Here is an 18,688-nt window from a genome sequence, read left to right on the forward strand (position 1 = left end):
GTTTTGTGATCATCCGGCTTTTTTATGCCCATCAGGACCGTTCGCTTCATTGGCAAAAGCTCATGGTCATCACCTCCTGGATCCGTTGGATCCGAACGACAGCATCCTTGGTGCCAAGCCAGGATTTCCCCACCGGGATGCACCACATCAATCACTGAACGCCGGCTGTAGGGAATGCGCCGGTCGAAGGTCAAAACGGAGATGCGTTTTGATTTCGGCCAGCATGCCTTAGCCGCTGCATACCCGAATGTCTCCGTTTTGCCCGAACCCCAAGGAGGGGCTCATGGCAACATCAGAGACTCAGAGCAGGGACTTTTTCATTTTCGATCCGATCACCGAAGAGAGGATACCGGTCACCGAGGAACAATTCAGGGAATACTATCGTCCCATCAACCGTATCTATGCGTTCGCCAAGCGGCATCATCAATGCGCCTGTCACCATTGGTGGCGATGCGGCGGGGATTGCACCATTTGCGAGTGGTCGCGCGATGCCGACCAGGAGACACTGGAGCGGTTGCATTACGACCTTGAGGTCATGGATAGTGAACACCATCAATCATACGATCCTGAGGTGGTTGCAGAACGCAAGGAGTTCAGAGAAAAGGCCGAGGCCTTCTTGGATGTACTCACCGGAGAGCTCAGGAGGATCTACGACCTGTATGACGAAGGGAAATCACAGCATGAGATTGCACACCTGATGGGAGTATCCCAAGACACCGTCCATCGGAGACTCAAGAAGATCAAGGATGATTTCCGAGAGTTCTATGAGGGGTGAACACACCAAAACAACGGCTGTAGGTGGATGAGGGACTTCCTGCCACCTACGGCCGCATGAACCAAATGGCACAAGACAAATCCTGCCAGATCATGAAGAGCCAGCTCGGTATGCTACAGTGCGACAAACACGCACGATTCCTTGCTGTCATCTTGGATCAAAGCCGGCGAGGGAAGCCTAGGTATCGCATAGGCTTGCACATTGTCCACACCTGAGGAATTCAGTCCGATGAGGATATTCATGTTTGCCCTGTCCTATCATTGACAATGCCTTTCCTATCTGCTAGCATACATCATGATACATTTACATGACATTCAAACGAATGACCTCGGGATACCAAAAAACCAAATGGAACCGTTGCAGTGTATCGACTGTGGCCTTATGCCGTATCGCGAATCACTGGACCTGCAGGTCGATTTTCATGAAAAAGTATCATCGGGAGCTCTACCATCGGTGATTCTGTTGGTCCAGCATCCCCCGGTCATCACGCTCGGCCTACACAAGGATCACAATCAGTTGCTCCGAACCGAGAAAAAGTTGTCAGACATGGGCATCGATGTAGTGCAGATACGCAGAGGCGGTGGTACCACCGCTCACAATCCAGGACAATTGGTGGTCTATCCGATCGTCAGACTTGACGAATTCGGTTTCCATGTGGCGCCATTCGTCCACTACCTGGAGCACCTCGCCATCGACGTCCTCTCAAAGACTGGAATAGAGGCGGAGAGAAGAAACCGCTATCCCGGTCTCTGGGTGCACGGGAGAAAAATTGCCTCGGTCGGCGTCCAGGTTGCCAGAGGGACCAGCATGCACGGCATCGCGATCAACCTATACAATGATCTTGGCATATTCGACCACATCGTGCCGTGTGGGATCACCGGGGTTGAGATGACCAGTTCAGAGAAGGAAGGAGGGCGCAAAGTCCCGATGCAAACCCTGAAGGACGTGATCCAATCCAGACGCATCGACCTTCTCTCCGAGTATGGCGCGAAACGGGGGGCATCACGATGAAAACCGACCATGTTCCCTTCCCTCCCTGGATCAGAAAGGGGTTGTCCACCGGCGTGCAATATCACAAAACGGAGAACCTGCTCGAAAGGATGGAGATCGACACCATCTGCAGGCAGGCCAACTGTCCCAACCAGCGGGAGTGCTGGGCGAAAGGAACCGCCACCGTCCTGATCCTCGGAACCATCTGCACGCGGAATTGCCCCTTTTGTTCCGTTTCCCATGGCATCCCCGATCATCCTGATGAAGAGGAGCCGAATAGGATTGCGGAGTTGTCTAAGGACCTGGAATTGCGATATCTAGTGATCACCAGTGTGGACCGGGACGATCTTCCAGACGGAGGTGCTTCGCAGTTCAGGGATGTGGTTTCCGCTTGCAGGAATACAAATCCCTCTATGCGTTTCGAACTGTTGGTGCCTGATTTCAAGAGCATCCAAGAGAAAGCTCTCGAAATCCTTGATCCGATACTCCCTTTCGTGTTCGGGCACAACGTGGAGACGGTACCGGAGTTATATGCCGTGGCACGCCCCGGCGGGGAATATGAGCGATCTCTTCGGTTGCTCGCCATGGCCAGGGAGCGTTGGCCACAGATTCCCATAAAATCATCTTTGATGCTTGGACTTGGAGAAACCGAAGACCAAGTAAGACGGGTTCTCATGGATTTGCGAACCGTTGGGTGCAACCGCTTATGCTTGGGACAATACCTCAAACCCACCAGACACTCCCTTCCGGTCAAGAAATTCATCCATCCTGATGATTTCTCCAGGTGGCGCGAGGAGGCGAAGACCATGGGGTTCGAGTGGGTGCTCTCCGAACCGTTCGCCCGGAGCAGCTATCATGCGGAGGATCCGAGTCTCTCCTGATCGCCAGGAAGCTGTCTACCTCAGATCCAGCACCCCCATCAAATCGGAAAGGTGACGAAGGGGTAAATGATTGGGCATGATCAAAGGAGACGTCGAGAATTTTTAATAGAGATCAGTTCACTGTGAAGCGCCTGTAACCAATCAGAAACAAATTCCTATCCATTCGGGTAGGAATCATCCATATCCGGTTGCACCTCATTCACATCCTCTCTAGTGTATCCTCATGGATACCATCGAACAAGATTTGCTGCACAGGATCATCACCGATCCACCATTCGCCAAGTACATCACCCAGCGGATCGATATCGGAGATTTTGATGATGAAATAGCGAATACGATCTATGACGGGATCGTGGATCTGCTTTATCAGGAACAACGAATATCGTTTGAGATACTCGGTGAATACTTCGAAGGTAAAGAATTCATAACCAAGGTGCTGAACGATCTTGCAAAGGGTGCAGCTTACCCCTCGCATTCCACATGACTTCGGATCAATTCTTCATGAACAACTCTGCCTCATACTCCGCAGCATTCAGAATCGGACCACCAGCTCACGAAGGCACGATGCCAATGTGCCTGCCGATTTCGTAGACCTTCATTCGCTTCGGCGCTTCAATGACCACCTCGTCCTGGATATGCATCATGATGCAACACCCGGCGGCCTCGAGTCGCTGCATGGCAAGCTAATCTCGGATGGTCGTCTGAGTGCAGTTACTCATCATACGGGTTTTTCCAGTTCCATCATCCCAGACGATGATACGATGTCTCGATACGCAATTTGCAAGGTTGCACACCTGTTTCTCGCATCCGGCGGGGCACACAACAATTCCGCCGATCGATTGCGGTCCATGCGTTTCAGGATCGTTGTCACGCCCATGCCGGTCAAATTCGAATAAATTTGTAGTGGATATGTATGGATCAAACTGTTAATCTGGTTATCAATGATCCGTAAGAACATATCTTCAGGGCGATTATTCGGTGCTTCCAGTCATAGGGATAGGTACCAGAACCACCAGATTGAAGAAGGCAAGGCATGATATGGACTATGAGCAATACCGACTGATAGTGGAATCCTCTCCGAACATGATATGGAGATCGGATCTCAGCACCAAATGTGACTATTTCAATAAGACTTGGCTCGATTTCACCGGGCGCACGCTGCAACAGGAATTTGGATTTGGCTGGGCTGAAGGCGTACACCCGGACGATTTTGACAGGTGCGTGAAGATCTACCTGGACAATTTCAAGATCCAGCATCCATTTGAAATGGATTATCGTCTCAAACGCTACGACGGCCAGTACCGATGGATCAATGATCGCGGGGTACCGTTCTATGATCAGGAAGGGCGTTTCATAGGATTCATAGGGAGCTGCATGGATGTCACGGAAAAAATCGAAGGGCAATTGCTGAAGGAGATGGCCCAGAACGATGCGCTGTGCAAGACGTACAATCGGCAGTACTCACATCAATTGTTGACGGAAGTATTCGATCAGGCCCAAGAGGACGGAAAACCCCTCAGCATCCTGATGATGGATATCGATGGGTTCAAATACGTCAATGATGTACACGGACACAGTGCCGGCGATATTGTATTGACGAAGGTGGCGGCTGTGGTGAAGAGGGAAATCCGTGGTTCTGATATCCTCGGCCGCTACGGAGGAGATGAGTTCTTGATCGGGTTGTGTCACACAAACCTTGACGCAGCATTGAGTGTTGCAGAGCGAATCAGGGCTTCCATCGAAAGCACAGAGATAATTGTTTCCGATATGTCGACGATCAAGGTTTCTGTCAGCATTGGAGTGAGATGCCTTCAACACGAATCGACACTTGATGAACTCATCGATAATGCCGACAAGAAAATGTATGCGGCAAAAGCAGAAGGAAAGAACAGAGTGAAGGGATGAATCCCCCCCACGACCATGGTACACGTCAAACCAGAACCATGGTTGTTTATGGCTAGCTAATATGGGAATCTCATGATTGCAAATGAGGAGATTCCAAAGATGAACACCTACACAAAAGAGCAAAAGCTTGAGAATCTGAGGCTTTTTAAGGCAAGTGGCAAGAATTGCAACGAGTATTGCAGGGAAAAAGGTATTCCACGGAGCACCATGCATGCTTGGGTTCATGCATTCGATGAGCAGGGTATTGAACTCAGACCGACGATGGTGAAGTTGCCCCGCAAGCCCCCAAAGCCCAAAGCCATTGCAGCCGACATCACAGCCAATCCAAATCCGTCCATCACCCTGAGCATCGGTCCCTGGTCTGCAACAATCACAAGCGGCGCTAGCCGTAGCGACCTGGAGGTCTTGGTCTCGGTCCTGGGAGGTGCCTGTCATGCAAATTGAGGTGAAGGACATCTACATACGCCCCGGCTACACTTCGATGAGAAAGGGGATCAACGGCTTGGTCGACACAGTGCTGGGATGCATGGACATGGATCCTCTTGGAGGGGACCTGTTCGTATTCTGCGGCAGGAACCGCCACAGCCTGAAGATGCTCTACTGGTCAGGAGACTCGTTCTGGCTTTTGCAGAAGAGGAATCTGCGCATGACCTTCGCATGGCCGAATTCTGAACTTGAGGTGCTCAACATATCGGAGCGTGAGCTTTCCATGCTGCTTGAGGGCATAGACTGCTGGCGTTCAAACCCTGTCCTGGATGCTGCAAAAAGAGTAAAATAGTTTGTTTAATTTCTTGTAATGTATGTACTAATATGCTCTTTTCCTGTATGATTCAGGGTATGAAAGAGCATGAACTGACACGCCATATGGCACAGGAACTGACAGAGCTGAAGGCAGAGAATGCCCTTCTGCGTGAGGCCTTGGACCGCAGCAACCAACAGGTCATGGACCTCAGCGCAAGGCTGGGCATCCTTGACCATCGGATTGCAACCAACGCACGCAGGAAGTTCGTGACCAACAGTGAGCGCATGCCCAAAGTCGCCGATCCCATCAGGGAAAGCGAGGAGCCCATCGTCGAGGACACCCTCCTCAATGAGGCAGAGACAACAACAGCATCCACTGTCACCCCCATATCCGAACCCTATGAGGAAGATAAGGGGCCACGCAAGAAGGGGTGCGGACGCACAGCCCTGCACCCTGACCTTCCGCGTGAGACCATCAACGTGGATCCCAGCGAGGAGAGCCTTGACGAGAGGTTCGGCAAGGGGAACCATCATCGCATCGGCGAGAATTGCATCGAGATACTCGACTACACCCCAGGTTCGCTGAAGGTGAAGCAGTATGTCCTGGGCAAGTTCGCCAGCAACAGTTCAAAGGAAGCGGGGGTTCTGGAGGCGAGAATGCCTTCCGATCGCATCATAGAGGGTGGGATGGCAGGCAATGCCCTGGTAGCGGCAGCCCTCTCCGACAAGTTCGTATATCACCTGCCGTATGCCCGCCAGAGCGTACGGTTCTTCAACATCGGCTTTCGGGTAAGCAGGCAGAACCTCTCACGCTGGCAGATCCAGGTGACCGGACTGCTGGACCCCCTGACCACCCTCATAGAGCAGCACATCATGGACAGTGCCGTGGTACATCTTGATGAGACCACTTTGCAAGTCATGGGGGAGGAAGGGAGAAAAAACACCCAGAAATCTTACATATGGTTGAGAGTGGGCACCAATCCTCTTAAGCCGGCGGCCAGCTACCGCTATTTCCCCTCCAGGGCAGCCACCGTAGCTGCTGAGCTGCTTGATGGCTTTGCGGGAACCATCCAAACAGATGGATATGCCTCCTATCGTTCGGTGGTGAGGGACTCCAAGGAAAAACTCAGGCATGCGGGTTGTCTGGTCCACGTAAGGCGTTACATCTTTGATGTCTACCAAGCGACCAAACCCAAAAAAGGCAATACCCAGAGCAAGGTCAACTTGGAAGCGGTGACCATGCTCAAGGACATAAAGGCAATCTTCAAGGTGGAGAAGAAGTATCGCTCCTTTCTCAAGAACGGAAAGATATCCGAAGAGCAGTTTGTTGAACAGCGAAAGGCTGAAGCCCTCTTGTTGTTCGATACCTTCCACACCCACCTGATGGAGGCGTCAAGGACCGTCATCCCCAAAAGCACATTCGATGTGGCAGTTTCCTATGCCCTGGGGCAATGGGACATCCTCACAACCTATCTCGAGACCCCCTTGCTTTCACCAGACAATTCGGCGGCCGAAAGGGCAGTCAGAGGTGTGGCTTTGGGAAGGCGCAACTGGAATATCAGCGGAAGCCCGGCGGGGGCGGCCAGTTCCTGTGCCATGTATACCCTCACCCAGACTGCCTTGCTCAATGGCATTGACCCGGGGGCTTATCTCTTCCATGTACTGGAAAAGGCCACCACCTTGGTGAATCTTCCCTACAGGAAGGGCCCTTGGGAAGCATTGCTGCCATGGAACATCGATCCCAAGGATCTTGCCTGGCAGGATCGAATGCCCTTGATTCCCAGGGAAGATGATTAGAAGCTCTTCATTGCAATGATTCTAGATTGGCCCGTGGTAATTTACAACCATGGCTTTGGTTTGACGTGTACCGACCATGCGCAATCGGAATTCAGATGACGGACGTCATTAGGATCAAGCCGTATGGACATGACTGGGGGACTGTAGCGTATGGGACAAGAATTGATCATGCCGTCCCGCTTGTCTGGTTCAATCCTTCATATAAAACTCCGCCTCATATCCCGCCGCACTCAGCATCAAGCCATCAGCCCATGATGGCACGACGCTCATGATCCTACCGACTTCGTCGATCTTCATCGCTTTCGGTGCTTCAATGACGACTTCATCGTGGATGTGCATCACGATGCTACACCCAGCAGCTTCGAGTTGCTGCATGGCGTGGCACAGCAGGTCACGGCTGATGCTCTGGCAAAGATTTTCCACCACTTTCGGACCATAGGTTTCAATGCGTTCCCATTTCTTCGTTCCTCCCACCCCCTCGTAGGTTACGCAATCGCTACCGAATGCATTGGTACCAATGCGGGGCTTCACATATGCGAGCCTTCTGCCAGAGGGCAAGGTGATGAACAAGAATCCACTCTCATACGAGAATCTGATGCCATGCGTATTGGTCGTGGTTCTTTCCTTCACGGCTTCCTTCACCGCTTTGTCGACATCCCACCACAGCTGGACGATGTTCGGATTGGACTGGCGCCAGGCGTCCACCAGAGGTTTGAGCTCGTCCTCGGTCATGCCGGACTCGAGCGCTCCCATGGCATTGAGCGCTCCCACCGACCCACCATATCCGCAGTTGTGTACAAGGACCCCCGATACGGTTAAGCGATGATGCTCTCCAGCGTTGAGGATGTCATATACCTTGCGTGATCCAGTCTTTTTCGGGTCATCATAGGTGGCAGGATTTCTCAGCTTTCGCTGATGTCCATCGAAGAATATCGCCTGTTCCCCCTTGCCAGTCTGCACCAAGGGAACCCCGCACTTTGCAGCGAGGGCGAGCTGTACCGGTTTACCCATCCCCTCGACCCAGACAAGATGCTCTGCTGTCGCGGTGAGTCCACCATAGGTGACCACCTCACGAATACCTTTGCAGATCAAGCCCTCATGCGTTACCCAATCCTCTCCGTCCCACAGCAGATGATCGGTCGTCACACACTCGATCGGCACGAGGCCTTGATCGGTGAGTACCAGCTGGCCTTCTGCGATGCAGGCGAGCTCGGCTTGCTTGCCCTTTTGACGAAGGTGTCCGTTCTCCCCGTGCTTGGTGACCTCGCAGTGAAACATGCGGGAGGCTGTGGCACAGTAGATGTCCCCATCCTCGGCGAAGATGTCCATGCGCCATGTCTCCCCTGCAAGCCAGGAAAGCACCCGTGCCTCGATCGCCGAGAAGTCCGATACGATGAACCGATGGCCTTTATGTGGGATGAATGCTGTTCTTACGAGTTGAGAGAGTGTATCGGGCACATCGCCATATAGCATCTGTACCGCCTCGTAATCGCCACCTTTCACCAAAGCCCGGGCAACGGCAAGGTCCTCGATACTGTTTCTTTTTAGATTTTGGGCTTGAATTTGCCTCCCTGACCATCTCCCGGTACGATTCGCCCCATAGAACTGGAACATGCCCCGAGCACGATCGTCAGAGCAGGCTGCGTTCTCCATCGCCTGATACTTCTTTACCGACGACTTGGCAAGTTGCAGCCTGAGCTCGAGCACTTCCTTGATCTCGCGCGGAGCACCATCCAAAGCGGAGATCACATCCTTCTTGCCAAGAGAATCGACTTCGAGCCCATTCTCGGCCAGCCAGGTCTTCACCTGCGAGACCGAATTGGGGTTCTCAAGGTCGGTGATCTCCTTCATCCGGGACACCAGCTCATGCCGAGAAAGGCTATCCATTCCGATGGCACTGTGGACCAAAGTCCTGTCGATCAGCACACCGCGGTCGTTGATGCGCTGATCCAGGTGGTACTCATCCCAAATGGAATCGGGCACAGGAAACCGCCTGAGGCGTTGGTGGATAGCAAGCTCGACCTCGACATCCCGTTTGTTGTAGTCAACGAACAGTTCCCATTTGTCCACGGCATCGACAGGACGGTTTCTCATGCGTCCGCCATTGGTGATCGTCGGAGCACACGGGATGCAAAAATACCGAATCAGATCCTTACCCTCAGAGAGCTTTTGCTTCTCGAGACCCAGCACCGCACCCACACCCATGAGCGACAAGGGTAGTCCGAGGTACGCCGACCAGATCATCGTGCATCGCCATGAAGATGGATCCAGGTACGTCCCGGTGGGCAGTCCAAGGAACCGAGAGAGGCAGATTCGCTCGAAGGCAGCGTTGAACGCCCATTTGACCACGCGCCTATCGGCGAGCGCTTGGAGAATCTCATGAGGGATCTTTTCGCCCCGGGCGAGATCGACCACTTGTACCGGTCCGCCATCAACGCTGTAGCCAAACAACAGTATCTCGAAGTCCTCGGCTTCGCAATAGCGGTAAACTCCACTCTTGGCGAGATTCTCTGACGAGTACGATTCGATGTCCACGTTCAAATGCTTCATCCTAGGCTCCTGGTATTAGTGATCGGCTATAGTAGTGGGAAGATCGGGAAGGACGGCAGTGGCAACCACCGCCCTCCCCATTTTCTATCAGGCAAGGAAATCATCCTCGTCATCGGTGGCGAAATCGCTCTCCGCACTCGCCCTTCCACCCAAAGGTTCTCCGTCACGCAGTACCTGCAGGTTGTTCAACCCACATGCGATACCGCGGTTGCCGTTGGAGTTGAACGCATAGAAGGAAATTGAAGCCCGTCCAAAGACACCCGAGTACACCTCAGTGCGATTGATCACCGGGTTGCAATTAGCATCGACGATACCTGGTGCAGTAGCGCTGTTGGCGTTGACAAAGAACGCGTTAGCATACGCTGCATCGTCAGGGCGGTCGATATCCCCATCTCGCAGGGGATTCTTCAGAGATGAAAGTGGCGGGACGCTCTTACCGTTGCCCTTCAGCTTAGCTTCTCCCTCGGCATAGGCTGCCTCGATGGCAGCTTTGACTTTCTGTATGGTAGTCTTATCGCTCTTTGGGATGATCAGCGAGACCGAGTACTTTGGCGTGCTGCCGTTGATGGACTTGGGTTCCCAGACCGCCAGGTACGACCATCTGGTGTCCTTGCCGGTGATGACTTTTGTGTTTGACATTTACTTATCCTCCATGAAATCGTTTATTGTGATCGCCGGCCGTTTATCGCCCTCCGGCACAAGCGTCGGTTTGCCTTTGGGCTTCACTACATGCGAACCCAAGATCTCGTTGAATCGTGTTCTTCCCAGCAACGCAGTCATTGCCGTGATACCCAATACCTTGTGCTCATAGGGATCGAAGCCTGCTAATCTCACCGCATCGGCTGCAGCAGCCTCATCGGCGTAGCGCCGTATCGAACGACCCTCCACCAGCTTGAAGCCCTCTAGCGTTCCCCCTTTTTCCAAGAGCGAGAAAGCGTAGGCCTTGATGTCACTTACCCAAGAAGCCAGCTCGTCAGCTTGCGTAAGGATCTCGGCAATCTCGTGATCGCCCAGCAATACCGGCTTTGCAAACTCATAGCGGGCAAGGTCCAAATTCGCCTCGGCGCGCTTACGGCAGGTGGCCTTCACCTTGCAAAAGCGACAGTGCGGTCCCGAGCAGAATTCCCCCTCGCCTTTGAATGCAAGATCGGCACGGGGCTTGAGGTACGACTCAGCCCAATCGAGAAGCTCACCAACATCCATTGTGAAGGTATCCACATTTGCCAATCGCGGTTGGAACACCGTCATGCTGACCTGCTGGAGGTCATACAGCGAGGAGAACATCCCGATCGCTCCCAGCGCATAGAGCATCATCTGCGTGTTACGCTCGGCCGAGACCGGTACCCCCTGGCCATACTTGAAGTCGATTACGTGCAGGTGCTCATCGGAGACGATGATACAGTCGGCAGTCCCCGAGCACTCAGGCACATAGGTGCTGATATCCACCTTCTGCTCCAAAAGGATGATCGGATCCCTTTTGGCATCCTTCTCTTGTTGCAACGCATCCAGCACAAATGCTGTGTACTCGTTGGCGCAATCCTCCATCTGCTCGTTATAAAAGCCCAAGGTGGGAGTCGGGTCCTGTGCTGGCAGCCCCAAAGCGAGTCTGACCTTATATTCACAAAGCGCATGAGCCTCAGTCCCCTCCTCGGCAAACAGGCTCGGTCCCTCTTCGATGTGTTCACACAGGCGTGCTGATGGCGGGCAAGATGTCCATCGCGCGGCCGACGATGGTGAAAGCAGGGCGTGCTTAGCCATTACCAAGCCTCCTGATATCGCGCAGGAACGATGGGTAGTACTCTTTCTTCAGATCATCGAGGCACGTCGCTCCATGATGGGAGAAGATCGCCCCGAATGAATCACCCTCACCTTGCTTTTCCTTCTCCAAAAGGGCTTGTTCGATATCATCCCTGGTAGCACCCAGGCATAACGCTTCGTCCAGCAGATTACGATAATGGGACGGGTCGATCTCAGAGAGCTTGGGTGCCCCGTATTTCTCCAACAGCGCCCTGATATGCTCGGTATACCCCTCGCGCGACTTGTCGGCGAGCACCGAGCGGACCTCTATCAGCGTCAGAGGTTTGAGTGCTGGTTTTGCTGTAGGTTCATCTGGTGTTTTCTGTTCCCATTTCGCTTGCAATGCCGCGATGGCATCAGTAGCGGTATTCAGGATAGTCATGGCCTCTGCGATGCAGGCCTTCGTCTCTTCGCTCATGGGTTTCCTCCTGTCGTGTATGCATCCGATCCTTGGCCGAAGCGATCATCAGTCGCTTAGCCAGCCGTTTCGCCACCGCACTGATGGTCATCAGCACCTCGGCGATATCCTCGTCGGTCTCATGTTCACTCCGACCTCTGGTCTTTCGTTCATCCATTTGGATCAATCTCCTTCGAGAGGTTTTTCTCTTGTTCGCCCCTCACCACCTTCCGTATGCAACGGGGATGTTGACCGACAGAAAGTGAACATTTCTTTGTGAAAAATTCTTGAAGAATTTATCGGTCAAAGTGCGCGTAGCGTCTGGAAGGGTATGTGGGGAGATACATCCTCGCAGAACCAAGTGAAGGAGGATTCAGGTGAATCGATTGAACAACGAAGGGTATCCAGACCCGACACCCTATGAGGCATTTAGAGAAATGGAGCGCGAGGAGAGACAGGCGAAGCGCGTATTCAGGCCCATCGTCTATATCTGCTCGCCGTATGCAGGCGAGATCGAGACCAATGTGGAGCGCGCACGACTGTATAGCCGCTTCGCGGTGGACTCTGGCTATATCCCACTGACAGTCCACCTGCTGTATCCGCAGTTCATGTATGACGACGATCCGTCTGAGCGCGAGCTCGCGCTGCGCTTTGGCAACATCCTCATGAGCAAATGCAGTGAAGTGTGGGTGTTCGCTGGCCATGGAGTATCGAACGGGATGGCTAGTGAGATCGCCTACGCCCGTCGCAAAGGGTACCTGCTGCGCTACTTCGATGCCGAGTGCCGGGAGGTAACAGGATGAACGCGATCAAGCAAGAGAGCCGGGGGTATGGTTTTTCGGCAGATAGAAGGAGGATCAGTCGATGACGGACATTAATCAATGCATAAGCCCGAAATTCAAACCTCTTGGGGATATTGAGCTGACTCAAGATGAGCAAGTGGAACAACTGGAAAATTCCAGGAACTGGAAGAATCTGGATAGAATCGAACTGACACTGGAAGAACTCAATTTGCTGATTGATAACCTTTCATCAATGTCATACTCAGGTCCTGATCTGTTGAAGAATCCTGCGTTGCCGGAATTCTCCTTAGTGATATGTGTATCACGTCTACCACTTGCTTTGCGCAACGTCGTTTCTTTCAGGAAAACTGTGATTCGCCAAAAGGAATTTATCCAAAGCAAAGAAGGTCTTAACATCTCCTCAATACCGATATTGGATGCATTCTTCTATCCGGATCATCAGGGAAAAGTACCAGATGCAACTTTTTCGATTGGATGCTCAGTGCTTGAATTGGACGGCAATGTCTCTGAAATCAACTATTCGTCAGTACTGGTTAAGCCGTACCCGAATTATGAGATGATGACTGATGAAGAAATGACACTTGATATGCACGAACGCGCCTGGAAATCAAAACTCCTATACCTTGCAATCCAATGCGCTCTCATCAATCGCCCAACCGTGTTCTCCATTTCTACGGATAACGTTGTAGTCAAGATACCAAGAAAACATAGTGGCAAGAGCAGGAGAAAGATAAAAGCAATCAAGGTATTGCGTATCAACCCGAAGCATCTTTCCTCCGAGTCCCAGGAACCAAAGAAAATCGGTTGCCCTTGCTGGGGAGTCATGGGCTATTACCGGACGACAAAGTCAAACAAGCAAGTTTGGGTCAAGCCACACCTCAAGGGAAAGCATCGAGACAACCCGAACACATACCAAGCCAAGCAGTACGTAATTCAAGCAGGAGACATGCAATGAACACACAGTCCATCAAGGTCGCGCTCTGCAACCGCAAGACCGACCGCAAGTACAAGAACCGTGAGATGTCCTGGCAAGAGCTCAAGGAACGCAATGCTAGGCCCATACGCACCTCCGAGACCATCAAAGAGTATCCCAAGCTCTCTCGTAGCCTGCGCGACCAGCTGAAGGACCAGGGAGGCTTCGTCGGTGGCTGGCTGAAAGAGGGCCTGCGTAAGAACGGCCACGTGATCTGTAGAACGGTAGGGTCCCTTGATGCCGACCATATCGAAAGCGATGATGACTTCCCCTCCAAGGTGCAAACAGCCTTGGAAGGCGTCTCGTATTTCCTCTACAGCACCCACAGCCACACCGCAGAGAACCCCCGCTACCGCGTGGTGATCCACTTTTCTAGAGAGGTAAGTGAGGACGAGTACCCTGCAGTCATGCGCATGGTGGCCAAGCAGATCGGTATGGACTTCTTCGACGACTCTACCTACCAGGCCAACCGCATGATGTACTGGGCGAGCTGTCCGTCAGACGCCGAGTTTGTGTTCGAGGATCAAAACGGAGAGGCACTGGATCCTGATCGCTACTTGGGCATGTACCACGATTGGCGTGATACCTCCCAATGGCCGGTCAGTTCGCGCCAGTCCGAGGTGATCCGAAGCTCGATGGTAAGCCAAAGCGACCCGCTGGCCAAGGATGGCCTGGTGGGAGCGTTCTGCCGCGCCTATCATCCGATCGACGAGGCTATCGAGGCATACCTCTCCGATGTATACATGCCATCTGCCCAGGATGGTAGATATGACTACATCCCTGCCGACTCGAGTGCCGGAGTGGTGATCTACAACGGCAAGTTCGCCTACTCCCACCATGCCAGCGATCCCGCGTGCGACAAAACGCTCAACGCCTTCGATCTGGTGCGGATCCACCGATTCGGCGACGACGATCCGACCAAGTCCTTCAACGCCATGGCAGCTCTGGCCAGCAAGGATGAGCGCGTGAAGCAGGTAATCACCCATGAGCGCCGTGCACAAGCACATGCCGATTTCGCAGCTGACGATGGCTGGGAAAAACAACTACGCTACATGTCACGAAGCAGCCAACTGGAGAATAGCGTGTGGAATCTGAACCTGATCCTCAACAACGATCCGGATCTTGCGGGTTTCGGTTTCAATGACCTGGCGGGACGCATCCAAGTCACATCCAAGCTGCCCTGGGATCGGCCGGTAGGAAACAGCTTCTGGCGCGATGCCGATACGGCACAGCTAAAGTCCCTCATCGATATCCGTTATGGGTGCTTCTCGAGTCGCAACCACGATGTATCGTTCACGAAGGTTGCCGATGATCGCCACTTCCATCCCATCCGCGATTACCTCAATGGCCTCCCACCATGGGATGGCGTCAAGAGAGTTGAGGAGCTGTTCATACGGTACCTGAAAGCCGACGACACCCCCTATGTCAGGGAGATCACCCGAAAGACATTCGCAGCCTCAGTGGCGCGTGTCTATCACCCGGGCACCAAGTTCGACAACGTCCTGGTACTCGATGGCGAACAAGGAATCGGCAAGAGCACGATCGTCAAGGATCTGGTGGGAAGTGAATACTACACAGAGACCCTCACGCTTGCAGACATGGAGTCAAAGGCAGGAGCTGAAAAGCTGCAGGGAGTGTGGATCGCAGAGATCGGAGAATTGGCTGGGATGAAGAAGATGGATATCGAGAAGGTGAAGGCGTTCTTCTCCACCTCAGACGACAAGTACCGCCCCAGCTATGGCAAGACGGTCGAGAGCCATCCACGCCAGTGCGTGATCATCGCGACGGTCAACGGAGAGCACGGATACCTGCGCGACATTACCGGCAACCGTCGGTATTGGGTCATCAAGTCCAACCTGGCACGCCATCAGATGTGTTGGCAGCTCTACGAAGCATACCGCGCTCAGTTCTGGGCGGAAGCCAAGGCGATCTGGGAGAGCGGAGAGAAGTTGTACCTCGAGGGGGATTTTCTGGATGAAGCAGAGGAAGCCCAGGGCGAAGCCATGGAGGGGGATGAGCGCGAAGGTCTTGTGCGAGTGTATCTCGACACACTGCTTCCTAAAAATTGGGGTGAGATGGACATGTATGAACGACGTGCATACTTCTCTGAAAGGAACAGCGGCATGACGGCAAAGGGGACAGTCACTAGAAGTGCGGTGTGCAATATGGAGATCTGGTGCGAGTGCTTTGGTAACAACCCCGCTGCATTGAAAAAATCCGATTCCTATGAGATCTCCGCGATCATGCACAAGATGGACAGCTGGAAAAAGGCACCGCGGACCATCTTCCCGATCTACGGTCGTCAGAGAGGTTACGTTCGGGACAAGAACATGCGTGTGAAGAACGGTGACGGAGCTGGTCCTTTCATCGTCCCCGCGAGCAATTCATAACGCTGCAAGCAATAACACAGGCAGAGGGACACTTGGACAAGATAATACTATATGAGGGTTTTGATGATTATCGAGCAAGAGCGCGCGTTGCACAAGAGCGCGAACGCACATACACGCACGTATAGGAATTCAAGTCCATTTTGTCCCTCTTGTCCACACGGAGGAATAAGTGCTGGAACAAGAGATCGAACTGCAGCTGGTGAGAGCTGTGAAGAAGATGGGAGGCCGGGCGGTGAAGTTCATGAGCCCCGGTTTTGATGGAATGCCTGACCGCCTGGTGCTGCTACCTGGTGGTAAGTGCGGTTTCGTGGAAGTGAAGGCTCCTGGCAAGAAGCCGAGAGCACTCCAACTAGTAAGGCATGACATGCTGAAGGCATGGGGCTTCAAAGTATACGTGCTGGATGCGAAAGAGCAGATAGAGGAGATCATCAATGACATACACAGCGCATGAATACCAACAGTATGCGAGCGACTTCATAGAAACACACCCCGTGGCGGCGATTCTTCTTGCGTGTGGCTTAGGCAAAACAATCATCACCCTGACAGCGGTGCACAACCTGCTCTTCGATTCCTTCGAAGTGCGCAAGGTATTGGTCATCGCGCCGCTTCGGGTGGCAAGGGATACGTGGCCGGCCGAGATCGACAAATGGGATCACCTGGAGCTACTGAGAGCTTCGGTGGCGGTGGGAAGCACGACTGAGCGCCTCTCGGCACTCGAACGCAAGGCAGACTTGTACATCATCAACCGCGAGAACGTACAGTGGCTCATCGAGGAAAGTGCCCTCCCCTTCGACTTCGACATGGTCGTCGTCGATGAGCTCTCGTCATTCAAGAACCACCGCTCCAAGCGCTTCAGGGCGTTGATAAAACGTCGTCCCTTGGTCAGGCGCATCGTGGGGCTTACCGGTACTCCTGCGAGCAACGGCCTGATCGACCTCTGGGCACAGTTCAAGCTGTTGGATAAAGGCGTGCGCCTAGGCAGGTTCATTGGGTCCTACCGGGATGCGTACTTCACTCCCGATAAGCGCAATGGACAGATCGTATTCAGCTACAAGGTCGCCCCAGGTGCAGAGGAGAGGATCTATCGCGCGATCGATGACATCACCATCTCGATGAAAGCCCAGGACCACATCAGGATGCCGGATCTGGTGAGTACCGAGTACTGCGTCACCCTTAGTGATGAGGAGCGTGCTGCCTACGAGAGGCTGAGGAAGGATCTGGTGCTCGACGCCTCCGGGGGACAGGTGACGGCCGCGAATGCCGCGAGCCTCTCGGGCAAGCTGCTGCAGCTGGCAAACGGTGCGGCGTACACCGACGACGGTACTACGATCGCTATCCATGATCGCAAGCTCGATGCGCTGGAGGACCTCATCGAGGCAGCCAACGGACAAAGCGTGCTGGTGGCCTATTGGTTCAAGCATGACCTCAAACGCATTACAGGGAGGCTGGAAAAGCTGGGATTATCATTCTCGAATTTGGACTCGAGCGAGAGCCTGGTGAAGTGGAACCAGGGAAAACTGCAGGTCGGGTTGATCCACCCCGCATCTGCCGGACACGGGCTGAACCTCCAAAGCGGTGGCAATTGCCTGATCTGGTTCGGACTGACCTGGAGCCTCGAGCTGTACCAGCAGACGGTGGCGCGCCTGTGGCGCCAAGGGCAGCAGTCCGAGACGGTGGTGGTCCAACATCTCATCACCGAGAATACCATCGATGAGCGCATCATGAGGGCCCTCTCGGGCAAGGCACTAACCCAGGACGCCCTCATCGAAGCGGTGAAGGCCGAACTTACAGGGAGCACTCGATGACAGAGTCAAGCATGAGACAGCTGGCTGCAGCAATCGTAGATCGAGCTGTGATGGACTGGCACAAGGCGATGTCCCAACTGGAGGACAACCCCGATTATGTATACGCATGGGCGACCAAGGATGAGATCGAGCGGTTTTTTGAGAGCGAGTGGTTTGGTTTCTTATGTGACATCAACCCCGACTTCACCAAGATTCACCTACAGGAGGCACGAGCATGAAAGCAAAGGAATATTTGTCGCAGGCGTGGTATCTGGACAAGCGCATCAAGACCAAGGAACGCCAGCTCGATTGGCTCAAAAGCCATGCCGTCTACGTCTCCCCCAAACTCACCGAGATCCCCAAGGCTCCGTCGATCCGTCGATCTCCTGTGGAGGAGGCGGTGGTGCGGATCACTCAACTCGAGAATGAGATCACCACCAGCATTGCACAACTGATGCGTCTCAAGACAGAAATCGCCAATGTAATCAGGAGTGTCAACAGCATGGAGTGCGAGACTCTGCTGGAGATGCGCTATCTTACCTTTCTAAGCTGGGACCAGGTGGCAGCCCAGCTGAATTACAGCCAGGACTACATCTACCACCTGCATAGGAAGGCGCTGGCATTGGTGAGGGTTCCTGGATCCTGATGGATCCTCCTATGAGATTCAGTAATCTCCTATGGAGGATCGCACCCCACCACACTACACAATCCATGCAGTCATTTAATCAGATGGAGAGCGTATTCCTTCGCTTCAAAAAGCACTTATCAGCAGCAGAAAAGGGTAAACGGCGTGAACACCCGCGTGGTGTGTGCCAATATCGAGGTGGGTGATGTTGAGGATGATTGCTCGGAATTTCTTGAGTCGGGTGAGAGTTTCTTCGCCCTCCAACAGGTAGGGTAACGCA

General features: G+C 53.3%; 22 protein-coding genes. 16 read left to right on the forward strand and 6 right to left on the reverse strand.

The annotated features are described in order from the left end of the window. Nucleotides 1-283 precede the first annotated feature (283 nt). The gene (locus ACODJP_RS06500; RefSeq protein ID WP_422479707.1) at nucleotides 284-775 is read left to right on the forward strand and encodes an RNA polymerase sigma factor; all 492 of its coding nucleotides are present in this window, start codon (nucleotides 284-286) and stop codon (nucleotides 773-775) included. Between the two features lie 113 nt (nucleotides 776-888). Here the strand turns inward: ACODJP_RS06500 and ACODJP_RS06505 are convergent, their stop codons facing one another. Continuing rightward, nucleotides 889-1,017, reverse strand: coding sequence for a hypothetical protein (locus ACODJP_RS06505; RefSeq protein WP_422479709.1), 129 nt, complete (start codon nucleotides 1,015-1,017; stop codon nucleotides 889-891). Nucleotides 1,018-1,069: 52 nt separating this feature from the next. Between ACODJP_RS06505 and lipB the strand changes: the two genes are divergently transcribed. The 8 genes from lipB to tnpC all read left to right on the forward strand — a co-directional run bounded on the left by lipB (nucleotide 1,070) and on the right by tnpC (nucleotide 7,089). Further along, entirely contained in the window at nucleotides 1,070-1,786 is a 717-nt protein-coding gene (gene lipB, locus ACODJP_RS06510) for a lipoyl(octanoyl) transferase LipB (RefSeq protein WP_422479711.1), read from the forward strand. After that, complete coding sequence (gene lipA / locus ACODJP_RS06515; RefSeq protein WP_422479713.1) at nucleotides 1,783-2,646, forward strand: lipoyl synthase; 864 nt, start codon at nucleotides 1,783-1,785, stop codon at nucleotides 2,644-2,646. The genes lipB and lipA overlap by 4 nt, the downstream gene beginning before the upstream one ends. Before the next feature lie 223 nt (nucleotides 2,647-2,869). Then, nucleotides 2,870-3,130, forward strand: a complete 261-nt coding sequence (locus tag ACODJP_RS06520) for a DnaB-like helicase N-terminal domain-containing protein (protein WP_422479715.1) — start codon at nucleotides 2,870-2,872, stop codon at nucleotides 3,128-3,130. Beyond that, complete coding sequence (locus ACODJP_RS06525) at nucleotides 3,102-3,542, forward strand: hypothetical protein (protein WP_422479717.1); 441 nt, start codon at nucleotides 3,102-3,104, stop codon at nucleotides 3,540-3,542. Before ACODJP_RS06520 ends, ACODJP_RS06525 begins: the two co-directional genes overlap by 29 nt. A gap of 142 nt (nucleotides 3,543-3,684) precedes the next feature. After that, nucleotides 3,685-4,551, forward strand: a complete 867-nt coding sequence (locus tag ACODJP_RS06530) for a sensor domain-containing diguanylate cyclase (RefSeq protein ID WP_422479719.1) — start codon at nucleotides 3,685-3,687, stop codon at nucleotides 4,549-4,551. Between the two features lie 99 nt (nucleotides 4,552-4,650). Next, nucleotides 4,651-4,995 carry an IS66 family insertion sequence element accessory protein TnpA gene (gene tnpA / locus ACODJP_RS06535; RefSeq protein WP_422479722.1) on the forward strand — a complete coding sequence of 115 codons (345 nt, stop codon included), beginning with the start codon at nucleotides 4,651-4,653 and terminating at the stop codon, nucleotides 4,993-4,995. Then, the gene (gene tnpB / locus ACODJP_RS06540) at nucleotides 4,985-5,329 is read left to right on the forward strand and encodes an IS66 family insertion sequence element accessory protein TnpB (RefSeq protein WP_422479724.1); all 345 of its coding nucleotides are present in this window, start codon (nucleotides 4,985-4,987) and stop codon (nucleotides 5,327-5,329) included. Before tnpA ends, tnpB begins: the two co-directional genes overlap by 11 nt. A 59-nt stretch (nucleotides 5,330-5,388) precedes the next feature. Next, on the forward strand, nucleotides 5,389-7,089 hold the full coding sequence (tnpC, locus tag ACODJP_RS06545) for an IS66 family transposase (RefSeq protein WP_422479726.1): 1,701 nt from the start codon (nucleotides 5,389-5,391) through the stop codon (nucleotides 7,087-7,089). 189 nt (nucleotides 7,090-7,278) lie between these two features. On the opposite strand, the gene ACODJP_RS06550 is transcribed toward tnpC, so the two are convergent. The 5 genes from ACODJP_RS06550 to ACODJP_RS06570 form a co-directional block, all read right to left on the reverse strand. After that, complete coding sequence (locus ACODJP_RS06550) at nucleotides 7,279-9,639, reverse strand: DNA polymerase (protein WP_422479728.1); 2,361 nt, start codon at nucleotides 9,637-9,639, stop codon at nucleotides 7,279-7,281. Between the two features lie 87 nt (nucleotides 9,640-9,726). Continuing rightward, complete coding sequence (locus tag ACODJP_RS06555; RefSeq protein WP_422479730.1) at nucleotides 9,727-10,278, reverse strand: DUF2815 family protein; 552 nt, start codon at nucleotides 10,276-10,278, stop codon at nucleotides 9,727-9,729. After that, nucleotides 10,279-11,397, reverse strand: a complete 1,119-nt coding sequence (locus ACODJP_RS06560; protein ID WP_422479732.1) for a DUF2800 domain-containing protein — start codon at nucleotides 11,395-11,397, stop codon at nucleotides 10,279-10,281. Then, the gene (locus tag ACODJP_RS06565) at nucleotides 11,390-11,854 is read right to left on the reverse strand and encodes a hypothetical protein (RefSeq protein ID WP_422479734.1); all 465 of its coding nucleotides are present in this window, start codon (nucleotides 11,852-11,854) and stop codon (nucleotides 11,390-11,392) included. Before ACODJP_RS06565 ends, ACODJP_RS06560 begins: the two co-directional genes overlap by 8 nt. Beyond that, nucleotides 11,793-12,011, reverse strand: coding sequence for a hypothetical protein (locus ACODJP_RS06570; RefSeq protein WP_422479736.1), 219 nt, complete (start codon nucleotides 12,009-12,011; stop codon nucleotides 11,793-11,795). Before ACODJP_RS06570 ends, ACODJP_RS06565 begins: the two co-directional genes overlap by 62 nt. A 199-nt stretch (nucleotides 12,012-12,210) precedes the next feature. Here ACODJP_RS06570 and ACODJP_RS06575 point away from each other — a divergent pair, with 199 nt between their 5' ends. The 7 genes from ACODJP_RS06575 to ACODJP_RS06605 all read left to right on the forward strand — a co-directional run bounded on the left by ACODJP_RS06575 (nucleotide 12,211) and on the right by ACODJP_RS06605 (nucleotide 18,429). Continuing rightward, nucleotides 12,211-12,636: a DUF4406 domain-containing protein gene (locus ACODJP_RS06575; protein WP_422479738.1), complete on the forward strand. Its 426-nt coding sequence runs from the start codon at nucleotides 12,211-12,213 to the stop codon at nucleotides 12,634-12,636. 61 nt (nucleotides 12,637-12,697) lie between these two features. Further along, nucleotides 12,698-13,591: a hypothetical protein gene (locus ACODJP_RS06580; protein WP_422479740.1), complete on the forward strand. Its 894-nt coding sequence runs from the start codon at nucleotides 12,698-12,700 to the stop codon at nucleotides 13,589-13,591. Beyond that, entirely contained in the window at nucleotides 13,588-15,999 is a 2,412-nt protein-coding gene (locus ACODJP_RS06585) for a VapE domain-containing protein (RefSeq protein ID WP_422479742.1), read from the forward strand. The genes ACODJP_RS06580 and ACODJP_RS06585 overlap by 4 nt, the downstream gene beginning before the upstream one ends. A 169-nt stretch (nucleotides 16,000-16,168) precedes the next feature. Continuing rightward, a complete protein-coding gene (locus ACODJP_RS06590) occupies nucleotides 16,169-16,450 on the forward strand; it encodes a VRR-NUC domain-containing protein (protein WP_422479744.1) in 282 nt (93 codons plus the stop codon). Next, nucleotides 16,431-17,804, forward strand: coding sequence for an SNF2-related protein (locus tag ACODJP_RS06595; protein ID WP_422479746.1), 1,374 nt, complete (start codon nucleotides 16,431-16,433; stop codon nucleotides 17,802-17,804). Before ACODJP_RS06590 ends, ACODJP_RS06595 begins: the two co-directional genes overlap by 20 nt. After that, the gene (locus ACODJP_RS06600) at nucleotides 17,801-18,022 is read left to right on the forward strand and encodes a hypothetical protein (protein WP_422479748.1); all 222 of its coding nucleotides are present in this window, start codon (nucleotides 17,801-17,803) and stop codon (nucleotides 18,020-18,022) included. The genes ACODJP_RS06595 and ACODJP_RS06600 overlap by 4 nt, the downstream gene beginning before the upstream one ends. After that, entirely contained in the window at nucleotides 18,019-18,429 is a 411-nt protein-coding gene (locus ACODJP_RS06605) for a DUF1492 domain-containing protein (protein ID WP_422479750.1), read from the forward strand. Before ACODJP_RS06600 ends, ACODJP_RS06605 begins: the two co-directional genes overlap by 4 nt. The last annotated feature ends 259 nt before the right edge of the window (nucleotides 18,430-18,688 follow it).

Origin of the sequence: Pleomorphochaeta sp. DL1XJH-081, assembly GCF_049310885.1 — a bacterium.
Classification (GTDB): domain Bacteria; phylum Spirochaetota; class Spirochaetia; order Sphaerochaetales; family Sphaerochaetaceae; genus CAYZJV01.